An 18,543-nucleotide genomic window follows, 5' to 3' on the forward strand; every position below is an offset into this window, starting at 1 on the left:
GCCTTCGCAGCCCTCCTCGCCGGCCTCGCCTTGCTGCCGCCTCTGGCGCCGAGCTTCGCCGAAGACGCACCCGCGGCCGCGACGACAGCCGACGCATCGAAAGCCGATGCGCCGTGGCGCCATGCGACATCGCTCATCGGCGAGCCGAACTATCCCGCCGGCTTCCAGCACTACGACTATGTCAATCCGGATGCGCCGAAGGGTGGCACGCTGAATGCCGCCGTCGACGGGACCTTCGACAGCTTCAATCCCTATGTCGTGCAGGGAAATCCGGCCGCCGGTTTCGCCGCGTTTGGCGGCGGACTGCTCTACGACACGCTGATGGACCAGGCAACGGACCAGGCCGGCACGAATTACGGCCTCATCGCGGAAGCGATCAGCTATCCCGTAGATTTCGCCTGGGCCCGGTTCCGCCTGAATCCAGCAGCGCGTTGGCACGACGGCCAGCCGATCACGACGGACGACGTCATCTGGTCATTCAACACGCTCAAGGCGCAGAGCCCATTCTACAACAAGTACTACGCCAATGTGGTGAAGGCCGAGGCGACCGGCGATCACGAGGTGACCTTCACCTTCGACAAGCCCGGCAATCGCGAGCTGCCCAACATCCTCGGCGATCTCGTCGTGCTGCCAAAGCACTGGTGGGAAGGAACCGACCCCTCCGGCAAGAAGCGCGACATCACACGCACGACGCTGGAGCCACCGCTCGGTTCGGGCGCCTACAAGATCGAATCCTTCTCGCCCGGCAATCGTATCGTCTGGAGCCGTGTCGACGATTATTGGGGCAAGGACCTGCCGACGATGGTCGGGCGGAATAACTTCGACAGCCGCGTCTACACCTATTTCCGCGATCCATCGGCGACCTGGGAGGCGTTCAAGAAGGGCGGCCTCGACGATATCCACCTCGAGAACCGCATCGCCCGCTGGGAAACCGAATACACCTTCCCGGCGGTAACGCGCGGCGATGTGATCAAACGGTCATTTCCCTATCATGCGGCGGGCCGCATGCAGGGCTTCGTGCTCAACCAGCGCCGCGAAAAATTCCAGGACATCCGCGTCCGTCAGGCGCTGAACTACGCCTTCGATTTCGACACGATGAACCGGACGCTGTTCTTCAACAAATACAAGCGGATCGAGAGTTATTTCGCCGGGATCGACCTCGCGTCGAGTGGGGTACCCCAAGGCAAAGAGCTGGAAATCCTTCAGAGCGTGAAGGACGAGGTTCCGCCCGAGCTGTTTACCCAGCCCTTCCATCTGCCGGTCAACGACACGCCGCAGGCGCTCCGCGACAATCTCCGCAAGGCGGTCGAACTGATGCAGCAGGCCGGCTGGACGCTCAAGGGCAATCGCCTCGTCAACGCGAAGGGCGAGCCCTTCACCATCGAGTTCCTACTGGATGACCCGACCTTCGAGCGCGTGGTGACACCCTATCTTCAAAACCTGAAGCGCATCGGCGTCACCATGACCATCCGCACCGTCGATCCTGCGCAGTACCAGAACCGCGTCAACAATTTCGACTTCGACATGATCTCGACCGTGATCGGGCAATCGCAGTCGCCGGGCAACGAGCAGCGCGAGATGTGGACCTCGGCATCCGCCGATCTTCCCGGCAGCCGCAATGTCATCGGCATCAAGAACCCGGCCATCGACAAGCTGGTCGATCGCGTCGTCTTCGCAACCAACCGCGACGACCTCGTCGCGGCGACCCATGCGCTCGATCGCGTATTGCTGTGGAACTATTACGTCGTACCCAACTGGTTCAACGACACGATCAACGTGGCCTACTGGAACAAGTTCGGCATTCCGGCCAAGCAGCCTGATTATAGCGGCATCGACACCTCTTCGTGGTGGATCGACGCCGCCAAGCCCGCGGCCACGGCAGCGCCGGGGGCAGCGCCTTGATCGGCTGGCGGCCTTCGCGGCGAACCGTTCTCCTCGGCAGCCTTGCAACGGGACTTTTGGCAAGGTCCGGCGTCGCTCTCGCGACGCCCTTGGCCGGCGTCGCCGGCAAGAGCGGCCTGCACGGCCTTTCCGTCTTTGGCGAGCTCAAATATCCGGCTGATTTCAGCCATTTCGACTATGTGAATCCGGATGCGCCAAAGGGTGGCAGCTTCATCTTCACGGCGCCGAACTGGTACTACAATCAGAGCGCGAACACCTTCAACACGCTGAATGGTTTCACCTTCCGGGGCGACGCGCCGCCGCGTATCGAGTTCGTCTTCGACACGCTGATGGTGGCGGCGCTTGACGAGCCTGATTCGCTTTACGGCCTGGTCGCCAAAAGCGTCTCGGTCTCCGACGACGGCAACCGCTTCACCTTTGACCTGCGCGAAGAGGCGCGCTTCCATGATGGTACGCCGCTGACATCGGCCGACGTCGTATTTTCGTTCGAGACCCTGAAGCAGCACGGCCACCCGGATATTTCGCAATCGATCCGGCAGATGGCCTCGGTCACTGCCGATGGCGACCATCGTGTCGTCGTCACATTCACCGGCGAGCAATCGATCAAGGAGCCTCTGATCGTCGCGGGAACCCTGCCGATCTTTTCCAAGGCTTTCTATGCCGGCCGCGATTTCGAGGCCGCGACGATGACGCCGCCGCTGGGTTCGGGCCCCTACAAGATCGGTGCGATCAGTCCCGGCCGGTCGATCGTCTATGAGCGCGTTCCGGACTATTGGGCGAAGGACCTGCCGGTCACGTGCGGGCGCTACAACTTCGAGCATGTCCGCGTCGAATTCTATCAGGATCCCGACGTCGAGTTCGAAGCCTTCGCCAAGGGCGCAGTGACCTGGCGCGAGGAGCCGGCATCGAAGAACTGGGCGACGCGATATACGTTTCCCGCCGTGCGCGAGGGCAAGGTCAAGAAACCGGACTTCCCGTCCGAACGCCGCGCCGACATGTATGGCTGGTTCTTCAATCTGCGCCGGGGAAAATTCGCCGATCCGCGCACCCGTCAGGCCATCGGAATGGTCCTCGATTTCACCTGGACCAACAAGAACCTGTTCTACGGGCTCTATCAGCGCAGCTCATCCTTCTTCGAAGGCTCGGATTTCGCCGCGACCGGTCTGCCGAGCCCCGGCGAAGTTGCGTTGCTTCAGCCTTTCGCCGCCAATCTTCCGCCCGGCGTTCTCGACGGCCCTCCGGTCACACCGCCCGTTGCCGACGGCAGCGGCCGCGATCGCAAGCTGATGCAGACGGCCGTCGGCCTCTTGCGCGAGGCCGGCTGGCAGCCGAAGGGCAGTCACCTCGTCAATGCGGCCGGCGAACCGCTGACGCTCGAATTCCTGATCCAGTCGCCCGCTTTCGAGCGTGTGCTGACGCCCTATATTGCCAATCTCAAGGCTATCGGTGTCGATGCCTCGATGCGGCTCGTCGATGCGGCGCAATATCAGCGGCGGCGGGGCGACTTCCAATTCGACATCATCGCCAGCCGGACCATGTTCGACGCGACACCGATCGATGGCATCGAGCAGATCTTCGGGTCTGCCGCCGCCGATGTCAGCAGCGGTTCGAACCTTGCTGGACTGAAGGATCCCGTCGTCGACAGCCTGATCGCGACCACGGGCGGCTCCGCAAATCGCGAAGCGCTGGTGACGTCGATGCGCGCGCTCGACCGCGTGCTGAGGGCGCATCAGATCTGGATTCCGGCCTGGCTGCCCGGCGCGCACCGCATTGCGTGCTGGGACATCTTCGCCTGGCCGGAGGCGAAGCCCGCTTATGGCTTCTCTCCGGAGACCACCTGGTGGTACGACCGCGAGCGCGCTGCCGCCATCGGCAGACCGGGCTGACGGGAAGGATTTCGACGCGCTCATGGCCGCCTATATCATCCGACGCCTGCTCCTGATGATTCCGACCATTCTCGGCATCATGACGCTGTCCTTCATCGTCGTGCAGTTCGCCCCTGGCGGGCCCGTCGAGCGCGTCATCGCACAGCTCCAGGGCAATGACGTCTCGGCCACGGCCCGCATCTCGGGCGGCGGCGGCGATGCCGGCATGAGCGCGCAGGACCAAACCGGCAGAGGCGGGCCGATCAATTCCAAATATCGCGGCGCGCAGGGGCTCGACCCCGAATTCATCACCAAACTCGAAAAGCAGTTCGGCTTCGACAAGCCACCGCTCGAGCGTTTCGGCCTGATGCTGTGGAACTATGCCCGCTTTGACTTCGGCCAGAGCTATTTCCGCGATATCAGCGTCATCGACCTGATCAAGGAAAAGCTGCCCGTCTCGATCTCGCTGGGCCTGTGGATGACGTTGATCTCATACGGCATCTCGATCCCGCTCGGCATCGCCAAGGCGGTGCGCGACGGCTCGCGCTTCGATGTCTGGACCTCGGCCCTCGTCGTCGTCGGCTATGCGATCCCCGGCTTCCTCTTCGCCGTGATGCTGATCGTCCTCTTTGCCGGCGGCAGCTTCCTCGACTGGTTTCCGCTGCGCGGGCTCTGGTCAGATCAATATGCGTCGATGCCATTCTGGCAATGGGTCACCAACCCGGCGGCCCTCTTGGACTACGCCTGGCACATCACATTGCCGGTGATCGCGATGGCGCTCTCGGCCTTCGCCACGACGACGTTGCTCACCAAGAATTCGTTCCTCGACGAGATCCGCAAGCAATATGTCGTGACGGCACGCGCCAAGGGCCTCACCGAAAATCGCGTGCTCTACCACCACGTCTTCCGCAACGCGATGCTGATCGTCATCGCCGGTTTCCCCGGCGCCTTCATCGGCGCGTTCTTCGGCGGCTCGCTCCTGATCGAGACGATCTTTTCGCTCGACGGTCTCGGGCTGCTCGGCTTCGAATCCGTCATAAACCGCGATTATCCGGTCGTTTTCGCGACGCTTTACATCTTCTCTCTGCTCGGCCTCGTCATCGGCCTGATCTCGGACCTGACCTATACCTGGGTCGATCCGCGCATCGATTTCGAGAAGCGGGAGGTCTGAGCCTTGGCCGACATTGCACTTGCCGCCGCCGAGGTCGAGCCGCGCCGTTTCGCGCTCTCCCCGCTCAACCGCCGCCGCTGGCAGAATTTCCTGCGCAATCGGCGCGGCGCTTGGTCGCTCTGGCTGTTCATGGCGCTCTTCGCCGTGACGATGCTCTCCAACTTCATCGCCAATGACCGGCCACTCATCGCCTCCTACAAGGGCGAGATCCTGTTTCCGGTCCTCGCCGACTATCCGGAGGAGAAGTTCGGCGGGTTCCTGGCGACGACGAATTTCCGCGACCCGTTCATCCAGGACGAGATCAACGCCCATGGCTGGATGATCTGGCCGGCGGTTCGCTATTCCTATGACACGGTCAATAACGAGATCGCCACTCCGGCCCCCGCAGCCCCGTGGTGGCTGATTCCGGCCGACGAGCGCTGCCGGGCCTATCCCCTGGGAGCCGAAGATCCCAACTGTACGCTCGGTAATTTCAACTGGCTCGGCACCGACGACCAGGGCCGCGACGTCCTCGCCCGCGTGATGTATGGCCTCCGGATATCGATCTTGTTCGGCTTTATCCTGACCATCGTTTCCTCGGCGATCGGCATTGCCGCCGGCGCGATCCAGGGCTATTTCGGCGGCTGGATCGACCTCCTGTTCCAGCGCTTCATCGAAATCTGGACCTCGCTACCCGAGCTCTACATCCTCTTGATCATCGCCTCGGTGCTGGTGCCCGGCTTCTGGGTGCTGCTCGGCATCCTCTTGCTGTTCTCCTGGGTGCGGCTGGTCGGATTGGTGCGCGCCGAATTCCTGCGCGCGCGCAATTTTGAGTATGTCCGCGCGGCGCGGGCTCTCGGCGTCGACAATGCGACGATCATCGTCCGCCATGTGCTGCCGAACGCCATGGTCGCGACGCTGACCTTCCTGCCCTTCATTCTCAATGGTTCGATCGTGACGCTGACCTCGCTCGACTTCCTCGGCTTCGGCCTGCCGCCTGGCTCGCCTTCGCTGGGCGAACTGATGAGCCAGGGCAAGAACAACCTGCAGGCGCCGTGGCTTGGAATCACCGGCTTCATCGTCATCTCGCTGACGCTGTCTCTCCTCGTCTTCGTCGGCGAGGCGGTCCGCGATGCCTTCGATCCGCGCAAGGCATTCGGATGATGGCAGAGCCGATGCAGCCCCTTCTCGTCGTCGAGGACCTTTCGGTTCATTTCGTCCAGGGCAACAGCAGGACCGTCGCGGTCGACCGCATTTCCTTCGCCATCGGCGCCGGCGAGACCGTGGCGCTGGTCGGCGAATCCGGCTCAGGAAAGTCGGTGACGGCGCTTTCGGTTCTGAAATTGCTGCCCTATCCGGCGGCCGAGCATCCGACAGGCCGCATCCTCCTCGGCGGCGAGGACCTGCTCGCGACATCGGATCGCGAGCTCCGCCGCATCCGCGGCAACAAGATCACCATGATCTTCCAGGAGCCGATGTCCTCGCTCAATCCGCTGCACACGATCGAGCAGCAGATCGGCGAAGTCCTTTCCATCCACCAGGGCCTCGGCGGCCAGGGCGCCCGCAAGCGCATCCTCGAACTGCTGGAGGAAGTCGGCATCCGTGACGCCGCCAAGCGGCTCGGGTCCTATCCGCACCAGCTTTCGGGCGGCCAGCGCCAGCGCGTCATGATCGCCATGGCGCTCGCAAACGAGCCCGATCTTCTGATCGCCGACGAGCCGACGACGGCACTCGACGTCACGGTCCAGGCGCAGATCCTGAAGCTGCTCAAGGAGATCCAGGTCCGGCGCGGCATGGCGCTGCTCTTCATCACCCATGATCTCGGCATTGTCCGCAAGATCGCCGACCGTGTCTGCGTGATGACCAAGGGCAAGATCGTCGAGGCTGGCAACACGGCCGATGTCTTTGCCAACCCGCAGCACGAATATACCCGCCATCTGCTCGCGGCCGAGCCGCGCGGCAAGCCGCCGGCCTCCGACACCAGGGCGCCCGTCGTCATGCTGGCCGAGAATCTGAAAGTCTGGTTCCCCGTCAAGGCCGGGCTCTTCCGCCGGACTGTGGATAACGTCAAGGCCGTCGACGGCATCGATGTCACGGTGCGTCGCGGCCAGACGCTCGGCGTCGTCGGCGAATCCGGCTCGGGCAAGACGACGCTCGGCCTCGCCATGATGCGGCTGATCTCGTCGCAGGGCGCGATCAGCTTCAAGGGCGAGCGCATCGATGCGCGCGGCTTCGACCAGATGCGCCCGCTCCGCCGCAACATGCAGGTGGTGTTCCAGGATCCGTTCGGTTCGCTGAGCCCACGCATGTCGGTCGGCGAGATCGTTGCCGAGGGGCTGCGTGTTCACCAGCCGGCGCTGACGTTTCGCGAGCGGGAGACGAAGGTTGCCCATGCGCTGGAGGAAGTCGGCCTCGATCCGGTCAGCCGCCATCGCTATCCGCACGAATTCTCCGGCGGTCAGCGTCAGCGCATCTCGATCGCCCGGGCGATGGTGTTGGAGCCGCAATTCGTCATGCTGGACGAGCCGACCTCGGCGCTCGACATGTCGGTGCAGGCCCAGGTGGTCGACCTGCTCCGCGACCTGCAGCAGAAGCACGGGCTCGCTTACCTCTTCATCAGTCACGACCTCAAGGTCGTGCGGGCGCTGGCCAATGACGTGCTCGTCATGCGCGCCGGCAAGATGATCGAATATGGCCCGGCGGAGCGCATCTTCGCCGCGCCGGAGGACGACTATACCCGTGCGCTGATGGCCGCCGCCTTCGCGATCGAGACCGCGCCGGAGGGCGTCGTCGCGCAATGACCGGCGCTGCGTCTTTGCCGGGCGTGCTGGTCGCGGCCGGCCATTGGGATCCCAAGCCCTGGGCGGCGCCATTCCGCGCCGATCCGGAGAGGCCCGTCTTCACATGGCCTAACCTGCCCGATCCCGCGCTGGTGCATTACGTGCTGGCCTGGGCGCCGCCTGCCGAAGCCTTTCTCGGCCTGCCAAACCTCAAGGCAATCTTCTCGCTTGGCGCTGGCGTCGACCATATCCTCGGCAAGGCCGCGCTTCCCGACGTGCCGGTGGTCCGCGTCGTCGATCCCGATCTCACGATGCGCATGACCGAATGGGTCGTCCTGCAGGTGCTGATGCATCATCGTCGTCAGCTTGCCTATCTTCGGCAACAGGCGGCACATCGCTGGAACGAGATCACCCAACCGGTGGCGCGCGATGTGCGCGTGGGACTGATGGGCCTCGGCGAACTCGGCCAGGCATCGGCGAAGGTGTTGCTGTCGCTCGGTTTCGACGTCGCCGGCTGGAGTCGCACGCCGAAGACGCTGCCAGGCGTTGCCTGTTTCTCCGGCGTCGACGGGATGGAACCGTTTCTAGCCCGCACCGACATTCTCGTCGTGCTGCTGCCTGCGACACCGGCAACACGGGGCATCTTGAACAAGAGCCTTCTGGCAAAGCTGCCGCGCGACGGGGCGCTCGGCGGCGCCGTACTGATCAATGCCGGCCGCGGCGCCCTGCAAGTCGAGGCCGATATTCTGGAGGCGCTCGATACGGGCGCTCTGATCGGCGCCAGCCTCGACGTGTTCGAGAAGGAACCGCTGCCCGCCTCAAGCCCGCTCTGGTCGCGTCCCGAAGTGGTGATCACGCCGCATGTCGCCGCAACCAGCGACGCATCTGTTCTTGCGGAAGGCATTCACCGCGCGATCCTCGATTTCGAAGCCGGCCGCCCGCTGAAGAATATCGTCGATCCCAAGCAGGGCTACTGATCAGTCGCTGGTCGGCTCCGACCAGTCGACGTAAAGCGCCCATTCGTTAGCTGTTGCCATGATCAGATCGCAGACCGGATCCTTAATGTCGTAATAGGCGTCGGCATTGTCCGGAAAGAACGCAACGAGGCGCTGCTTGATGAGCCCATAGGCGCTGGCGGCACCGGGATGAGCGCGCAGATAGTCACGAAAGAGTAGCGCATAGCGCTGGTTGAAACGTCCCTGCTCGCGCACATGCACATTGGCCGGTCGAACGGTACGTTTGAAGAAGTGTTTCGTCAGCTCCTGAGGCGGCAGGTCCAGGCCAGGTGGACAATGATCGACCAGGCCCGCCCGCGCAGCAAACCCCTCCCGTTCGAAAGCAGCGATATCGACGGTGGCGAGGTCATCGACCGTTACCTGGATGTCGATGACATCCTTCGCCGCCAAGTTCGGCACGGCCGTCGAGCCGATATGGTGGACAGCGAGAAGCTGAGGACAGGCACGCCGCAAAATAGGCTTCAGTCGCGCGAACTCATCCGGCCAGTCCTCGCGCGCAGCGGCGATCTCGATCATCACGACCCTCTCCGCCCTATGTCTCGAACGCGATGCGCCGCACGACCGTGGGAAGCCCGGCACTGGCGGCGATGCGCGCAACTGCCTCATCGAGCGGCTCGGCTACGACCTCCATCTGGTAGCCGCTCGCATGCAGGAGCGTCTCGGGATCGGCGACGATGCCGACATGGCCTTTCCAGAACACGAGATCACCGCGGAGGCGCGTCCCGAGCAAACCGTCGGACAGGACATCGCCGAGCGAGGCCGCTTGCTGATCGGAATCGCGGGGCGCCTTGATGCCGGTGGCGGCAAGCGAAAGCTGCACAAGCGCGGAGCAATCGAGCCCGAGGCTGGTACGACCGCCCCAGAGATAGGGCGTCTCGATGAACCGTTCCGCAACCGATACGAAGTCGAGCGCCGGCGCATCGTCGATCGGCGCCACATGCGTTGCGACGACGGCACCCATGCCGTTCTTGAGCAGGCGATACGGGGTGCCGCGCGTCACGGCCTCGCCGCCAAGCGCCAGGACCGAGCCGAACGAGAGCAAGCCAAGGGGGGGGCGCCGAAGATCGGCTTCGGGATAGACGAAAGTGCGCAAGGCGGTGACGCGATGCGTCGGCCCCGGATCGACAGCACCAAGCGCGTCGGAGGCGACATAGCCGACATATCCGTCCGTCTCGAGCTGGACGAACGCCCAGCCCTCGATCGTCTCCTCGAAGACCCGGACAACCTCGCCATGTAGCGCCTCGCTGGCGACGCCGCCATCGGTCCGTGGTGCACCGCGGATGGGCGTTGACGCGGCGGTAATGCGCCTCAGCGTCCCTTCGACGAACCGTTGGGCTTCGACCCGGCCCTGAAGCCTGGCATCGGCCAGATCCGGCCGGAAGGCATGGCTGCGCGGATCGAGCAGCGAAAGGGCGTTCATGGCGGCAGCTCCTTGTGGCGGGCGATGATGAGATCGCCCAGGCGTTCGACGGCCAGCGCACCGGCAACGGTCCGCTGGACCACGACATTGCGACGGTCGGACGCATCGCGATGGCGAGTGACAAGTCCAAGCCGCCCCATTGTGTCGAGGGCGCGCGTGATCGCCGGCTTGGTCACGCCGAGCTTGGCGGCCAGACCTCGAACCGTATGCGGCGGCATTTCGAGATAGACGGTCAGCAGCACCGCTATCTGGCGCGCGGAAAGATCAGGCTCGCCGTCACGCACCAGATCGAAGGTGACGTCATGCCAGAGACGCAGCGCCTGGGACGGGCGCAAACTCGTGGGCATCGCCGGCTCCAGGTCACGCGATACGCAAACACGCGATACGCAATCGTTTCGGAACCGTTCTATTTAGCCAGACGGCGATGCCGGCGGCAAGGCGCTTGGCGTGCTATCCGGCAAACCGCTCGCTGATCAGGCTGAACAGCGCCCGAATCGACTGCGCTTCGCCGCCTTCCGGCCGGCCGGGCCGGGACATCGGGTTCCAGGCATAGATATCGGCGTGGATCCAGGGCACGGTCTTCGGCACGAAGCGATCCAGGAAGAGCGCTGCCGTCATCGAACCTGCAAAACCACCCTGGCCGGCATTGTTGATGTCGGCGATCTTCGAATCGATCATCGCTTCATAAGGCGCCCAGAGCGGCAGCCGCCAGAGCGGATCGCCCACCTCGCCGGCATGGCGCGCGAGATCGGCCGCCAGACTGTCGTCATGCGTATAGAAGGGCGGAATATCAGGTCCGAGCGCCACACGCGCTGCGCCGGTGAGCGTCGCTAAGTCGACCAAAAGGTCCGGCTTTTCCTCGACGGCCAGCGTCAGCGCATCGGCAAGGATCAGCCGGCCCTCGGCGTCGGTATTGCCGATTTCGACCGTCAGCCCGGCGCGCGAGCGCAGCACGTCGCCCGGGCGGAAGGCGGGACCGGAGATGGCGTTCTCGACAGTGGGAACCAGCAGGCGCAGGCGGATCGGCAGCTGCGCCTCCATGATGAGCTGCGCGAGGCCGATCGCATTGGCGGCGCCGCCCATGTCTTTCTTCATGAGCAGCATGCCGCTGGACGGCTTGATGTCGAGGCCGCCGGTATCGAACGTCACGCCCTTACCGACCAGCGTCACCTTGGGATGATCGGTATTGCCCCAGACGAGATCGACGAGGCGCGGCTGGCGTTCGTCCGAGGCCGCGCGGCCGACGGCATGGATCAGCGGGAAATTCGCCGCCTGCAGCGCTGGGCCGACGATTTCCGAAACCTTGGCACCATGCCGTTCGGCCAGCGCGAAGATCTGGAGCGACAGCTCGGCCGGGCCGAGGTCGTTGGCGGGCGTGTTGACGAGGTCGCGCACCAGCGTGACGGCGCGAGCCAGGCTGCGTGCGGAACCGATCTCGACGCCGCGTGGGATCACCAGCCGTGGCGTCGGCTGGCGGGTCGTCTTGTAGCGACTGAACGCATAATTGCCGAGCGCCCAACCGAGCGCACCGAGCGCTGGATCGGGCAGATCCGTCACGAACTCATAGTCGCCGGCCGGCAGGATCGCCGGCAGCTTGCCGATGCCGAGCGGGGCCCGTCGCCACGCATCGGCCTGTCCAAGTCCGAACAGGACGCGGCCGATGCCGCCCTTTGCATCGGCGATGATGGTCACGGCGCCCATCGTCGCGTCGAAACCAGTCGCCCGCGCCCAGCTCGCTTCGACATTGGACAGGGTCGAGAGAATGGCTTCGAGACCTTCGGTCGGCACGGCGTGAACCGGAACGGACGCGTCGGAACGCTCGATGAGACTATCTGGCAATGCTCTGTCCCGCATATCAGCACTAGAAGGGCGTCAATCATGAACTGACCTCCCCCGCCGGGCAATGCGTCGATTGGACAGGGCCGCAGGCAGCGCGTCGAACTTGGCCGATTAACCAGTCATTAGGGTTAACCAATTATTGCTTCACGGCATGCTTCCCGCGTCTCGATACATCCCTCGGGTCTTTGCCATGCCGCCTGCCGCCATCCGTTCCGAACCCTCGATCGTCCGCCGGTTTGGCTGGCCGCTCGCCGGCGCGATGCTGGTGGCGCAGCTGGCCCTCGCCGGCTGTACGACGGGTTCCGGGGTTGATCGGGCCACGACCGGCTCAGTCGGCAAGCCGATGACGGCCGCAGACTTCCAGCAGGCAGTCTCATATTGGGGCGGTCGCTACGCCAAGGATCCGGCCAACAAGCAGAATGCCCTCAACTACGCCGCCGCACTGCGCCGCGTCGGCAACACCGATCAGGCCGTCGCCGTGCTGCAAAAGGCGGCGATCCGCTTCTCGACCGATCGCGAGGTGCTGGCGGCCTATGGCAAGGCGCTCGCGGCGAACGGCCAGTTCGAACAGGCGCTCGATGCGGTCCGCCGTGCGCAGACCCCGGACCAGCCCGACTGGCGGCTACTTTCGGCCGAGGGCGCTATCCTCGATCAGCTCGGCCAGTCGAATGACGCGCGCGCGCTCTATCAGAAGGCGCTCGCGATCCAGCCGAACGATCCGACGGTGCTTTCCAATCTCGGCATCTCCTATGTGCTGACCAGCCAGTTGCCGGATGCGGAAAAGGTGCTGCGCGTCGCCGTTGCCCAGCCCGGCGCCGACAGCCGCGTCCGACAGAATCTCGCGCTGGTCGTGGGGCTCCAGGGCCGCTTCGCCGAAGCGCAGCAGATTGCTCGCACCGAGCTCTCGCCGCAGCAGGCGGAGGAGAATATCGCCTATCTCCAGGCGATGCTGGCGCGGCAGAAGCAGGGCACGCAGCCGACGCGTACGACTTCGCAGCCAATGCCGGCCATCCAGAACGCCGGCTGAGCCGCCAGGCCGGACCGATACCGGCGGGGCCTAGTGGCGAATCTGCATGATCTGGATCGCCGCCGGACCTGCGATGACGGCGAACAGCACCGGCAGGAAGAACACGATCATCGGAATGGTGAGCTTCGGCGGCAAGGCGGCGGCTTTCTTCTCCGCCTCATTCATCCGCTGGTCGCGGCTCTCCTGCGCCATGACACGCAGCGACTGACCAAGCGGCGTGCCGTAGCGTTCCGCCTGCGTCAGGGCCATGACGACGCTCTTCACCGGATCGAGGCCGGTGCGTAGGGCGAGGTTTTCATAGGCCTGGCGACGATCGGGCAGATAGGACAATTCGGCCGTCGTCAGCAGGAACTCCTCGGCAAGCGGCGGTGACTGGGTGCCGATCTCCTCCGCCACCTTGCGGAACGCCGCCTCGACGGACATGCCTGACTCGACGCAGATCAGCACAAGGTCGAGCGCATCCGGCCAAGCTTGCTTGATCGAACTCTGACGGCTCTGGACCTTGTTGGAAATGAAGATCACCGGCAGGTAGAATCCAACGCCACCAGCCAGCAGCGAATAGCAGAACTTGACGAAGCCAGACTGCTCCATCGTCGAGATCAGCATGAAATAGACAAGTGCCGCGGCGAAGACCGCGAAGGGCAGGACGAAGCGGAAGAACAGGAAGACCGTCAATGGTGCCTGGCCGCGATAGCCGGCCATGCGGAGCCGACTGACCGTGTTCTCGTCGACGAGAGCCTCGCGCAGATTGAAGCGTTCGACCACACTTCGCATATAGGCGCGCGGCTCGGTGCGCAGAGAGATACGGGTGCGTTCCAGCTTGGCCCGCTCGCGGGCCCTGAGGCGCTCGCGCTCGAGCGCCACCGATTTCATCCGCGCCGGCAGCCGGTCGCGATCCATCAGCGGCAGTGCGATGCCGACGATGGTCGCGGCGACGGTGATCGCGGAGAAGACGGCGATCAGCACCTGTGGGTCGGTCAGCGTCTCGATGATGGTCTGCAGCATGCCGCCCGCCTAGAACTTGAAGTCGATCATCTTCCGCATCACCAGGATGCCGATCAGCATCCAGACGGCGGAGCAGCCGAGGATGACGTTGCCGAGCGGGTGGGTGAAGAGAAGAAGGATGTATTTGGGGCTGCTCATGAAGGTGATGACCATCACCAGGACAGGCAGCGAGCCGATGATCCAGGCCGAAGCCTTGGCTTCCATGCTCATCGCCTTGATCTTGCCGGACATCTTCGCCCGCTCGCGCAGGACGCGCGAGAGATTGCCGAGCGCCTCGGAGAGATTGCCGCCGGCCCGCTGCTGGATCGCGATGACGATGGCGAAGAAATTCGCCTCCGTGACCGGCACGCGTTCAGGCAGCCGGGCGACGGCATCGGCGAGCGGCAGGCCAAGGCCCTGCTGCTCGTCGACGATCAGGCGGAATTCGCTGCGAACCGGCTCCTTGGCTTCATTGGCAATGATGCGCATGCAATCGCTAACCGGAAGGCCCGACTTGATACCGCGCACCAGGACATCGACCGCGTTCGGAAACTCGGCGAGGAACAGCTTGAAGCGGCGCTTGCGCAGATAGCTGACGATCCATCGCGGCAGGCCGAGGCCCGCGCCGATCGTCGCGGCAGCCACGGCATAAAGCGGCAGACCCGAGACATAGGCGATGACGCAGACAACGAGGGCAATCGTGACGCTGATGGCAATGAAGGTGCGGCGGGTCCAATTGAGGCCGGCCTGTTGCAGGCGCAGCATCAGGGGCGGTGAATCTGTCCGCTTCTGGCGCGCCTTCTGATTGCGCTCCATCTCCTCGAGGGTGTCCTGGATCGTCTTGCGCCGCCGCGTCGCATCGCTCGTCCGGCCAGCCGCGGCCGCCGCCACCGTCTTGGCCTGCAGTCCGGCAAGGCGGTTCTCGATCTGGTTTTCGGCGCGGATGCGCCCGGCAAGGATCACATAGGCGATGCTGCCGACGCTCAGCATGGTGAGCAAGGCGATGGCAGCGATCAGCCCTGTAGATCCCAGCATGTTGATCAAGCCGCTCCGACCGCGTCCTCGCCCGTCTCGGCTGCGTCGAGCGCAGCCGCCAGGCGGTTCTCCTCGTTGAAATAGCGAGCGCGCTCCCAGAATTTCGGGCGGCCGATACCGGTGGAGCGATGCCGGCCGATAATGCGGCCGTTCTGGTCCTCGCCGAGGATGTCGTAGAGGAAAATGTCCTGCGTCGTGATGACGTCGCCTTCGAGACCCAGCACTTCCGTGACATGCGTGATGCGGCGCGAGCCATCGCGCAGGCGCATCACCTGGATGATGACGTCGATCGAATTGACGATCATCTCCTTCAGCGTCTTGGAGGGCAGACTGAACCCGCCCATCGTGATCATGGATTCGATGCGCGACAGGGCCTCGCGCGGGCTGTTGGCGTGCAGCGTCCCCATCGAGCCGTCATGGCCGGTGTTCATCGCCTGCAGCAGGTCGAACGCCTCTGGCCCGCGAACCTCGCCGACGATGATCCGCTCGGGCCGCATGCGCAGACAGTTCTTGACGAGGTCGCGCATGGTGACTTCGCCCTCGCCTTCCAGATTGGGCGGCCGCGTCTCGAGCCGGACGACATGCGGCTGCTGCAATTGCAGCTCGGCCGCGTCCTCGCAGGTGATGACGCGTTCGGTCTGTTCGATCGAGGCGGTCAGGCAATTGAGCAGCGTCGTCTTGCCGGAGCCCGTGCCGCCGGAGATCAGGACATTGCAACGCGAGCGCCCGATCACTTCGAGGATCGTGGCGCCTTCCTGCGTGATCGTGCCGTAGCGGACAAGTTGCGGCAGCGTCAGCTTGTCCTTCTTGAACTTGCGGATGGTGAGCGTCGGCCCGTCGATGGCGAGCGGCGGCGCGATCACGTTGACACGGCTACCATCGGGCAGGCGCGCATCGCAGATCGGGCTCGATTCATCGACGCGGCGGCCGACTTGGCTGACGATCCGCTGGCAGATATTCATCAGCTGCGTATTGTCGCGGAAGCGGATGGGCGTCAGCTGAACGCGGCCCTGCACTTCGATATAGGTCCGGCCGGCGCCGTTGACCATGATATCGGCGATGTCGTCGCGGGCCAGCAGCGGCTCGAGTGGTCCATAGCCGAGCACGTCGTTGCAGATGTCCTCAAGCAGGTCTTCCTGCTCGGCGATCGACATCACCATCGACTTGAGCGAAACGATGTCGCCGACGATGTCGCGGATTTCTTCGCGCGCGGAATCGAGATCCAGTTTTGCGAGTTGGCCGAGATCGATGGATTCGATCAGCGCGGCGAAAATGGTCGTCTTGGTGGCGTAGAAATCGTCAGAACGGCCGCCACTGTCCTCGATGATCGGCGGTGCGGTGACCTGAGGGACAGGCTCAGATGGCGCCGCCGGCCTGACGGCGACGACACCTGTTGGCCGTGCGGCCGGCCTGTCAGGCGTTGCTCCCCGCTTTCCGAACATCAGGCTGATCCGCTCTTCTTGCCGCGCAGCTTGGCCAGCAGCGGCGCGAGCGCACCGGACTTCTTCTGCCTGATCTCGGAACGGCCGGTCACCAGTTGCGCGATTTGATCGAAGGCAGCCGCGGCCCCGCTTTTCGGGTCGGTTTCGGCGATCATCTGGCCGTTGTTGGCGGCGGTTCCGAACAATTGCGGTTCGAAGGGAATGACCGCGATCGGCTCGATGCCGAGCGCCGCGGCAAAGTCCGCGACCTTGATCTCCGGGCGCTTCGGCACGCCCTGCTTGTTGATCACCAGACGGGGCGGCGCGTCGCTGCTGCGCAGCTGCCGCAGGAGATCCATGAGGTTCTTCGCGTTGCGAAGATTGGCGAGATCCGGCTCGGCGGTGAGCACGATCTCGTCCGCCGCGATCAGCGTGCGCCGCGCCCAGGCCGTCCAGACATGCGGAACGTCCAAGACGAGCGCCGGCACGCCGGCCTGCGCCACCTCGACAATCCCTTCGAAGACGGTCTCGTCATAATCGCAGGTACGGTCGAGCGTCGCCGGCGCCGCGAGCAGGCTGAGATTATCCGAGCAGCGCGCAAGCAGGCGTTCGAGGAAGGTATCGTCGAGCCGCTCCGGCGCGTTGAGAGCATCGGCGATCCCTTGCGCCGGATCCTGATTGAAGTCGAGCCCCGCGGTGCCGAAGGCGACATCGAGATCGGCGATCACGACATTGCTGTCGAATGCCTTGGCAATCGCCCAGCCGACATTGTGCGCGATCATCGACGATCCCGCGCCGCCTTTGGCACCGATGAAAGCAATGGAGCGGCCGAGCGGGGCCTTGGCACTGTCGAGATAAAGGTCGGCGACCGTCTTGATGGCGCGCGCCATGTCGAGCGGCACGACGAGATATTCGCTGACGCCGCGTCGGATCAACCGACGATAGAGTTCGACGTCATTGGCATGACCGATCACCACGACCTTGGTTCCGCTGTCGCAGACCTCGGCGAGATGGTCGAGTTCGGCGATCAGCCTGTCGCCGGTCTGTCGCGACTCGACCATGATGAGGTTTGGCGTCGGTGCCTGGCGGTAGAACTCGCCGGCTGCGGCGAGGCCTCCCATCTGGACCTTGACATGCGCCCGCGCCATCCGCCGGTCCGCGGCTGCGAGTTCCATCACGGCCGCGAGGTCCGGTGACTCGCAGAATACCTGAATCGAGACCCGTGGAATCGGCCGCACATCGGCGAGCGATGCCGCTGCCGCTGCCGCCTGCGGGGTTGGTTCGGCGACGCTCTTGTCGATCGCGAGGCTCAGCATCAGTTGCCTCCAAGGCCCGAGATCGTGTTGATGTTGTCGAGTCCGGCATAGGTTCCGGACGGGTTCTTGCCCTGCTGATAATTGCCGAGAACCACCATGCGCCGCGTCGCATCGGCCGGCGTCATGCCGCGCGGATAGAGCAGGTCGAGCGGATTGGCAGTGGTGGCCGCAAGGTTCTGCTGGGTCGCGCAGCCGAAATTGTAGTAGCTGCGGTTCTCCGTCTTCATCCACATCTTCTGGTCTTCCATCGGCCACTGGCCGCACCCGTCGACATGGGCGCCGATCCGCGCGAAGGCGAGACGAATGGGGGCTCCGACCTCTTCGGCGCCGGCTGGATAGGTGCGGACATCGATCTGGCGGCGCGGCACGCCGGCTGCAACGAGCGCATTGGCCGTCTGCCGCGCGATGCCTTGCGCATTCCTGGCATTGGGGCTGTTGCTCGGCACAACGATCGCCATCGTGCCCGCGCCGGAGGCACGATATTTCTGCGCGAAGCCGGTGATATTGCCGACCATGCGCGGGGCGAGCTTGGGGACTTCGGTGCCGACGGGGACATCGAGCGTCGTCAGTTGCTGATCGATCAGGATCGGGTGTCGATAGCGATAGTCGTCGGGCCCCAGCACGGCGCCGGTCACGTCATAGGTGGTGTTGGCGCAGCCGGCGAGCACAGAGGCGAGCACCAGCGCCGCAAGCGGCGCCAGCACGCGCTTCGAGCGCGGCGCAGCGGCGGCCGGCAGCAGACTGCCGAACTTCAGCCGATACAGCGAATTCATGATGTCCCCGCCCGA

16 protein-coding genes are annotated in these 18,543 nt (G+C 64.4%); 7 read left to right on the forward strand and 9 right to left on the reverse strand.

All coding sequences use genetic code 11. The features are described 5' to 3' along the window. Positions 1-33: 33 nt before the first annotated feature. The 6 genes from BUB39_RS23845 to BUB39_RS23870 are packed head-to-tail and all read left to right on the forward strand — an operon-like array spanning position 34 to position 8,674. Positions 34-1,902 carry an extracellular solute-binding protein gene (locus tag BUB39_RS23845; protein ID WP_425292935.1) on the forward strand — a complete coding sequence of 623 codons (1,869 nt, stop codon included), beginning with the start codon at positions 34-36 and terminating at the stop codon, positions 1,900-1,902. Continuing rightward, positions 1,899-3,788 (forward strand): extracellular solute-binding protein, encoded by a 1,890-nt coding sequence (locus tag BUB39_RS23850; RefSeq protein WP_084527937.1) that lies wholly within the window; start codon positions 1,899-1,901, stop codon positions 3,786-3,788. The genes BUB39_RS23845 and BUB39_RS23850 overlap by 4 nt, the downstream gene beginning before the upstream one ends. A 22-nt stretch (positions 3,789-3,810) precedes the next feature. Continuing rightward, entirely contained in the window at positions 3,811-4,938 is a 1,128-nt protein-coding gene (locus BUB39_RS23855; RefSeq protein WP_073058563.1) for a microcin C ABC transporter permease YejB, read from the forward strand. Positions 4,939-4,941: 3 nt separating this feature from the next. Next, entirely contained in the window at positions 4,942-6,081 is a 1,140-nt protein-coding gene (locus tag BUB39_RS23860) for an ABC transporter permease (protein ID WP_073058564.1), read from the forward strand. A gap of 11 nt (positions 6,082-6,092) precedes the next feature. Further along, positions 6,093-7,718 carry an ABC transporter ATP-binding protein gene (locus BUB39_RS23865; protein ID WP_139251605.1) on the forward strand — a complete coding sequence of 542 codons (1,626 nt, stop codon included), beginning with the start codon at positions 6,093-6,095 and terminating at the stop codon, positions 7,716-7,718. Continuing rightward, positions 7,715-8,674, forward strand: a complete 960-nt coding sequence (locus tag BUB39_RS23870) for a 2-hydroxyacid dehydrogenase (protein WP_073058566.1) — start codon at positions 7,715-7,717, stop codon at positions 8,672-8,674. The genes BUB39_RS23865 and BUB39_RS23870 overlap by 4 nt, the downstream gene beginning before the upstream one ends. Here BUB39_RS23870 and BUB39_RS23875 read toward each other — a convergent pair whose 3' ends face one another. The 4 genes from BUB39_RS23875 to BUB39_RS23890 all read right to left on the reverse strand — a co-directional run bounded on the left by BUB39_RS23875 (position 8,675) and on the right by BUB39_RS23890 (position 11,972). After that, positions 8,675-9,229: a GrpB family protein gene (locus BUB39_RS23875; protein WP_073058567.1), complete on the reverse strand. Its 555-nt coding sequence runs from the start codon at positions 9,227-9,229 to the stop codon at positions 8,675-8,677. A gap of 16 nt (positions 9,230-9,245) precedes the next feature. Next, positions 9,246-10,133 carry a C40 family peptidase gene (locus BUB39_RS23880; RefSeq protein WP_073058568.1) on the reverse strand — a complete coding sequence of 296 codons (888 nt, stop codon included), beginning with the start codon at positions 10,131-10,133 and terminating at the stop codon, positions 9,246-9,248. Continuing rightward, positions 10,130-10,480: a MarR family winged helix-turn-helix transcriptional regulator gene (locus BUB39_RS23885; RefSeq protein ID WP_073058569.1), complete on the reverse strand. Its 351-nt coding sequence runs from the start codon at positions 10,478-10,480 to the stop codon at positions 10,130-10,132. Before BUB39_RS23885 ends, BUB39_RS23880 begins: the two co-directional genes overlap by 4 nt. A gap of 103 nt (positions 10,481-10,583) precedes the next feature. Next, the gene (locus BUB39_RS23890) at positions 10,584-11,972 is read right to left on the reverse strand and encodes a leucyl aminopeptidase family protein (RefSeq protein ID WP_244540361.1); all 1,389 of its coding nucleotides are present in this window, start codon (positions 11,970-11,972) and stop codon (positions 10,584-10,586) included. A 190-nt stretch (positions 11,973-12,162) separates the two neighbouring features. Here BUB39_RS23890 and BUB39_RS23895 point away from each other — a divergent pair, with 190 nt between their 5' ends. Then, on the forward strand, positions 12,163-12,999 hold the full coding sequence (locus tag BUB39_RS23895; protein ID WP_073058571.1) for a tetratricopeptide repeat protein: 837 nt from the start codon (positions 12,163-12,165) through the stop codon (positions 12,997-12,999). Positions 13,000-13,029: 30 nt separating this feature from the next. On the opposite strand, the gene BUB39_RS23900 is transcribed toward BUB39_RS23895, so the two are convergent. The 5 genes from BUB39_RS23900 to BUB39_RS23920 are packed head-to-tail and all read right to left on the reverse strand — an operon-like array spanning position 13,030 to position 18,528. Then, complete coding sequence (locus BUB39_RS23900; protein WP_073058572.1) at positions 13,030-14,004, reverse strand: type II secretion system F family protein; 975 nt, start codon at positions 14,002-14,004, stop codon at positions 13,030-13,032. A 9-nt stretch (positions 14,005-14,013) separates the two neighbouring features. Then, positions 14,014-15,018: a type II secretion system F family protein gene (locus BUB39_RS23905; RefSeq protein ID WP_073058601.1), complete on the reverse strand. Its 1,005-nt coding sequence runs from the start codon at positions 15,016-15,018 to the stop codon at positions 14,014-14,016. A 5-nt stretch (positions 15,019-15,023) separates the two neighbouring features. Continuing rightward, complete coding sequence (locus tag BUB39_RS23910; RefSeq protein WP_073058573.1) at positions 15,024-16,460, reverse strand: TadA family conjugal transfer-associated ATPase; 1,437 nt, start codon at positions 16,458-16,460, stop codon at positions 15,024-15,026. Then, positions 16,460-17,755, reverse strand: coding sequence for a CpaE/TadZ family protein (locus tag BUB39_RS23915; RefSeq protein ID WP_073058574.1), 1,296 nt, complete (start codon positions 17,753-17,755; stop codon positions 16,460-16,462). The genes BUB39_RS23910 and BUB39_RS23915 overlap by 1 nt, the downstream gene beginning before the upstream one ends. Further along, positions 17,755-18,528, reverse strand: a complete 774-nt coding sequence (locus BUB39_RS23920) for a CpaD family pilus assembly protein (protein ID WP_084527927.1) — start codon at positions 18,526-18,528, stop codon at positions 17,755-17,757. The genes BUB39_RS23915 and BUB39_RS23920 overlap by 1 nt, the downstream gene beginning before the upstream one ends. Positions 18,529-18,543 lie beyond the last annotated feature (15 nt).

Source organism: Kaistia soli DSM 19436 (assembly GCF_900129325.1).
In the GTDB taxonomy this organism is placed as follows: domain Bacteria; phylum Pseudomonadota; class Alphaproteobacteria; order Rhizobiales; family Kaistiaceae; genus Kaistia; species Kaistia soli.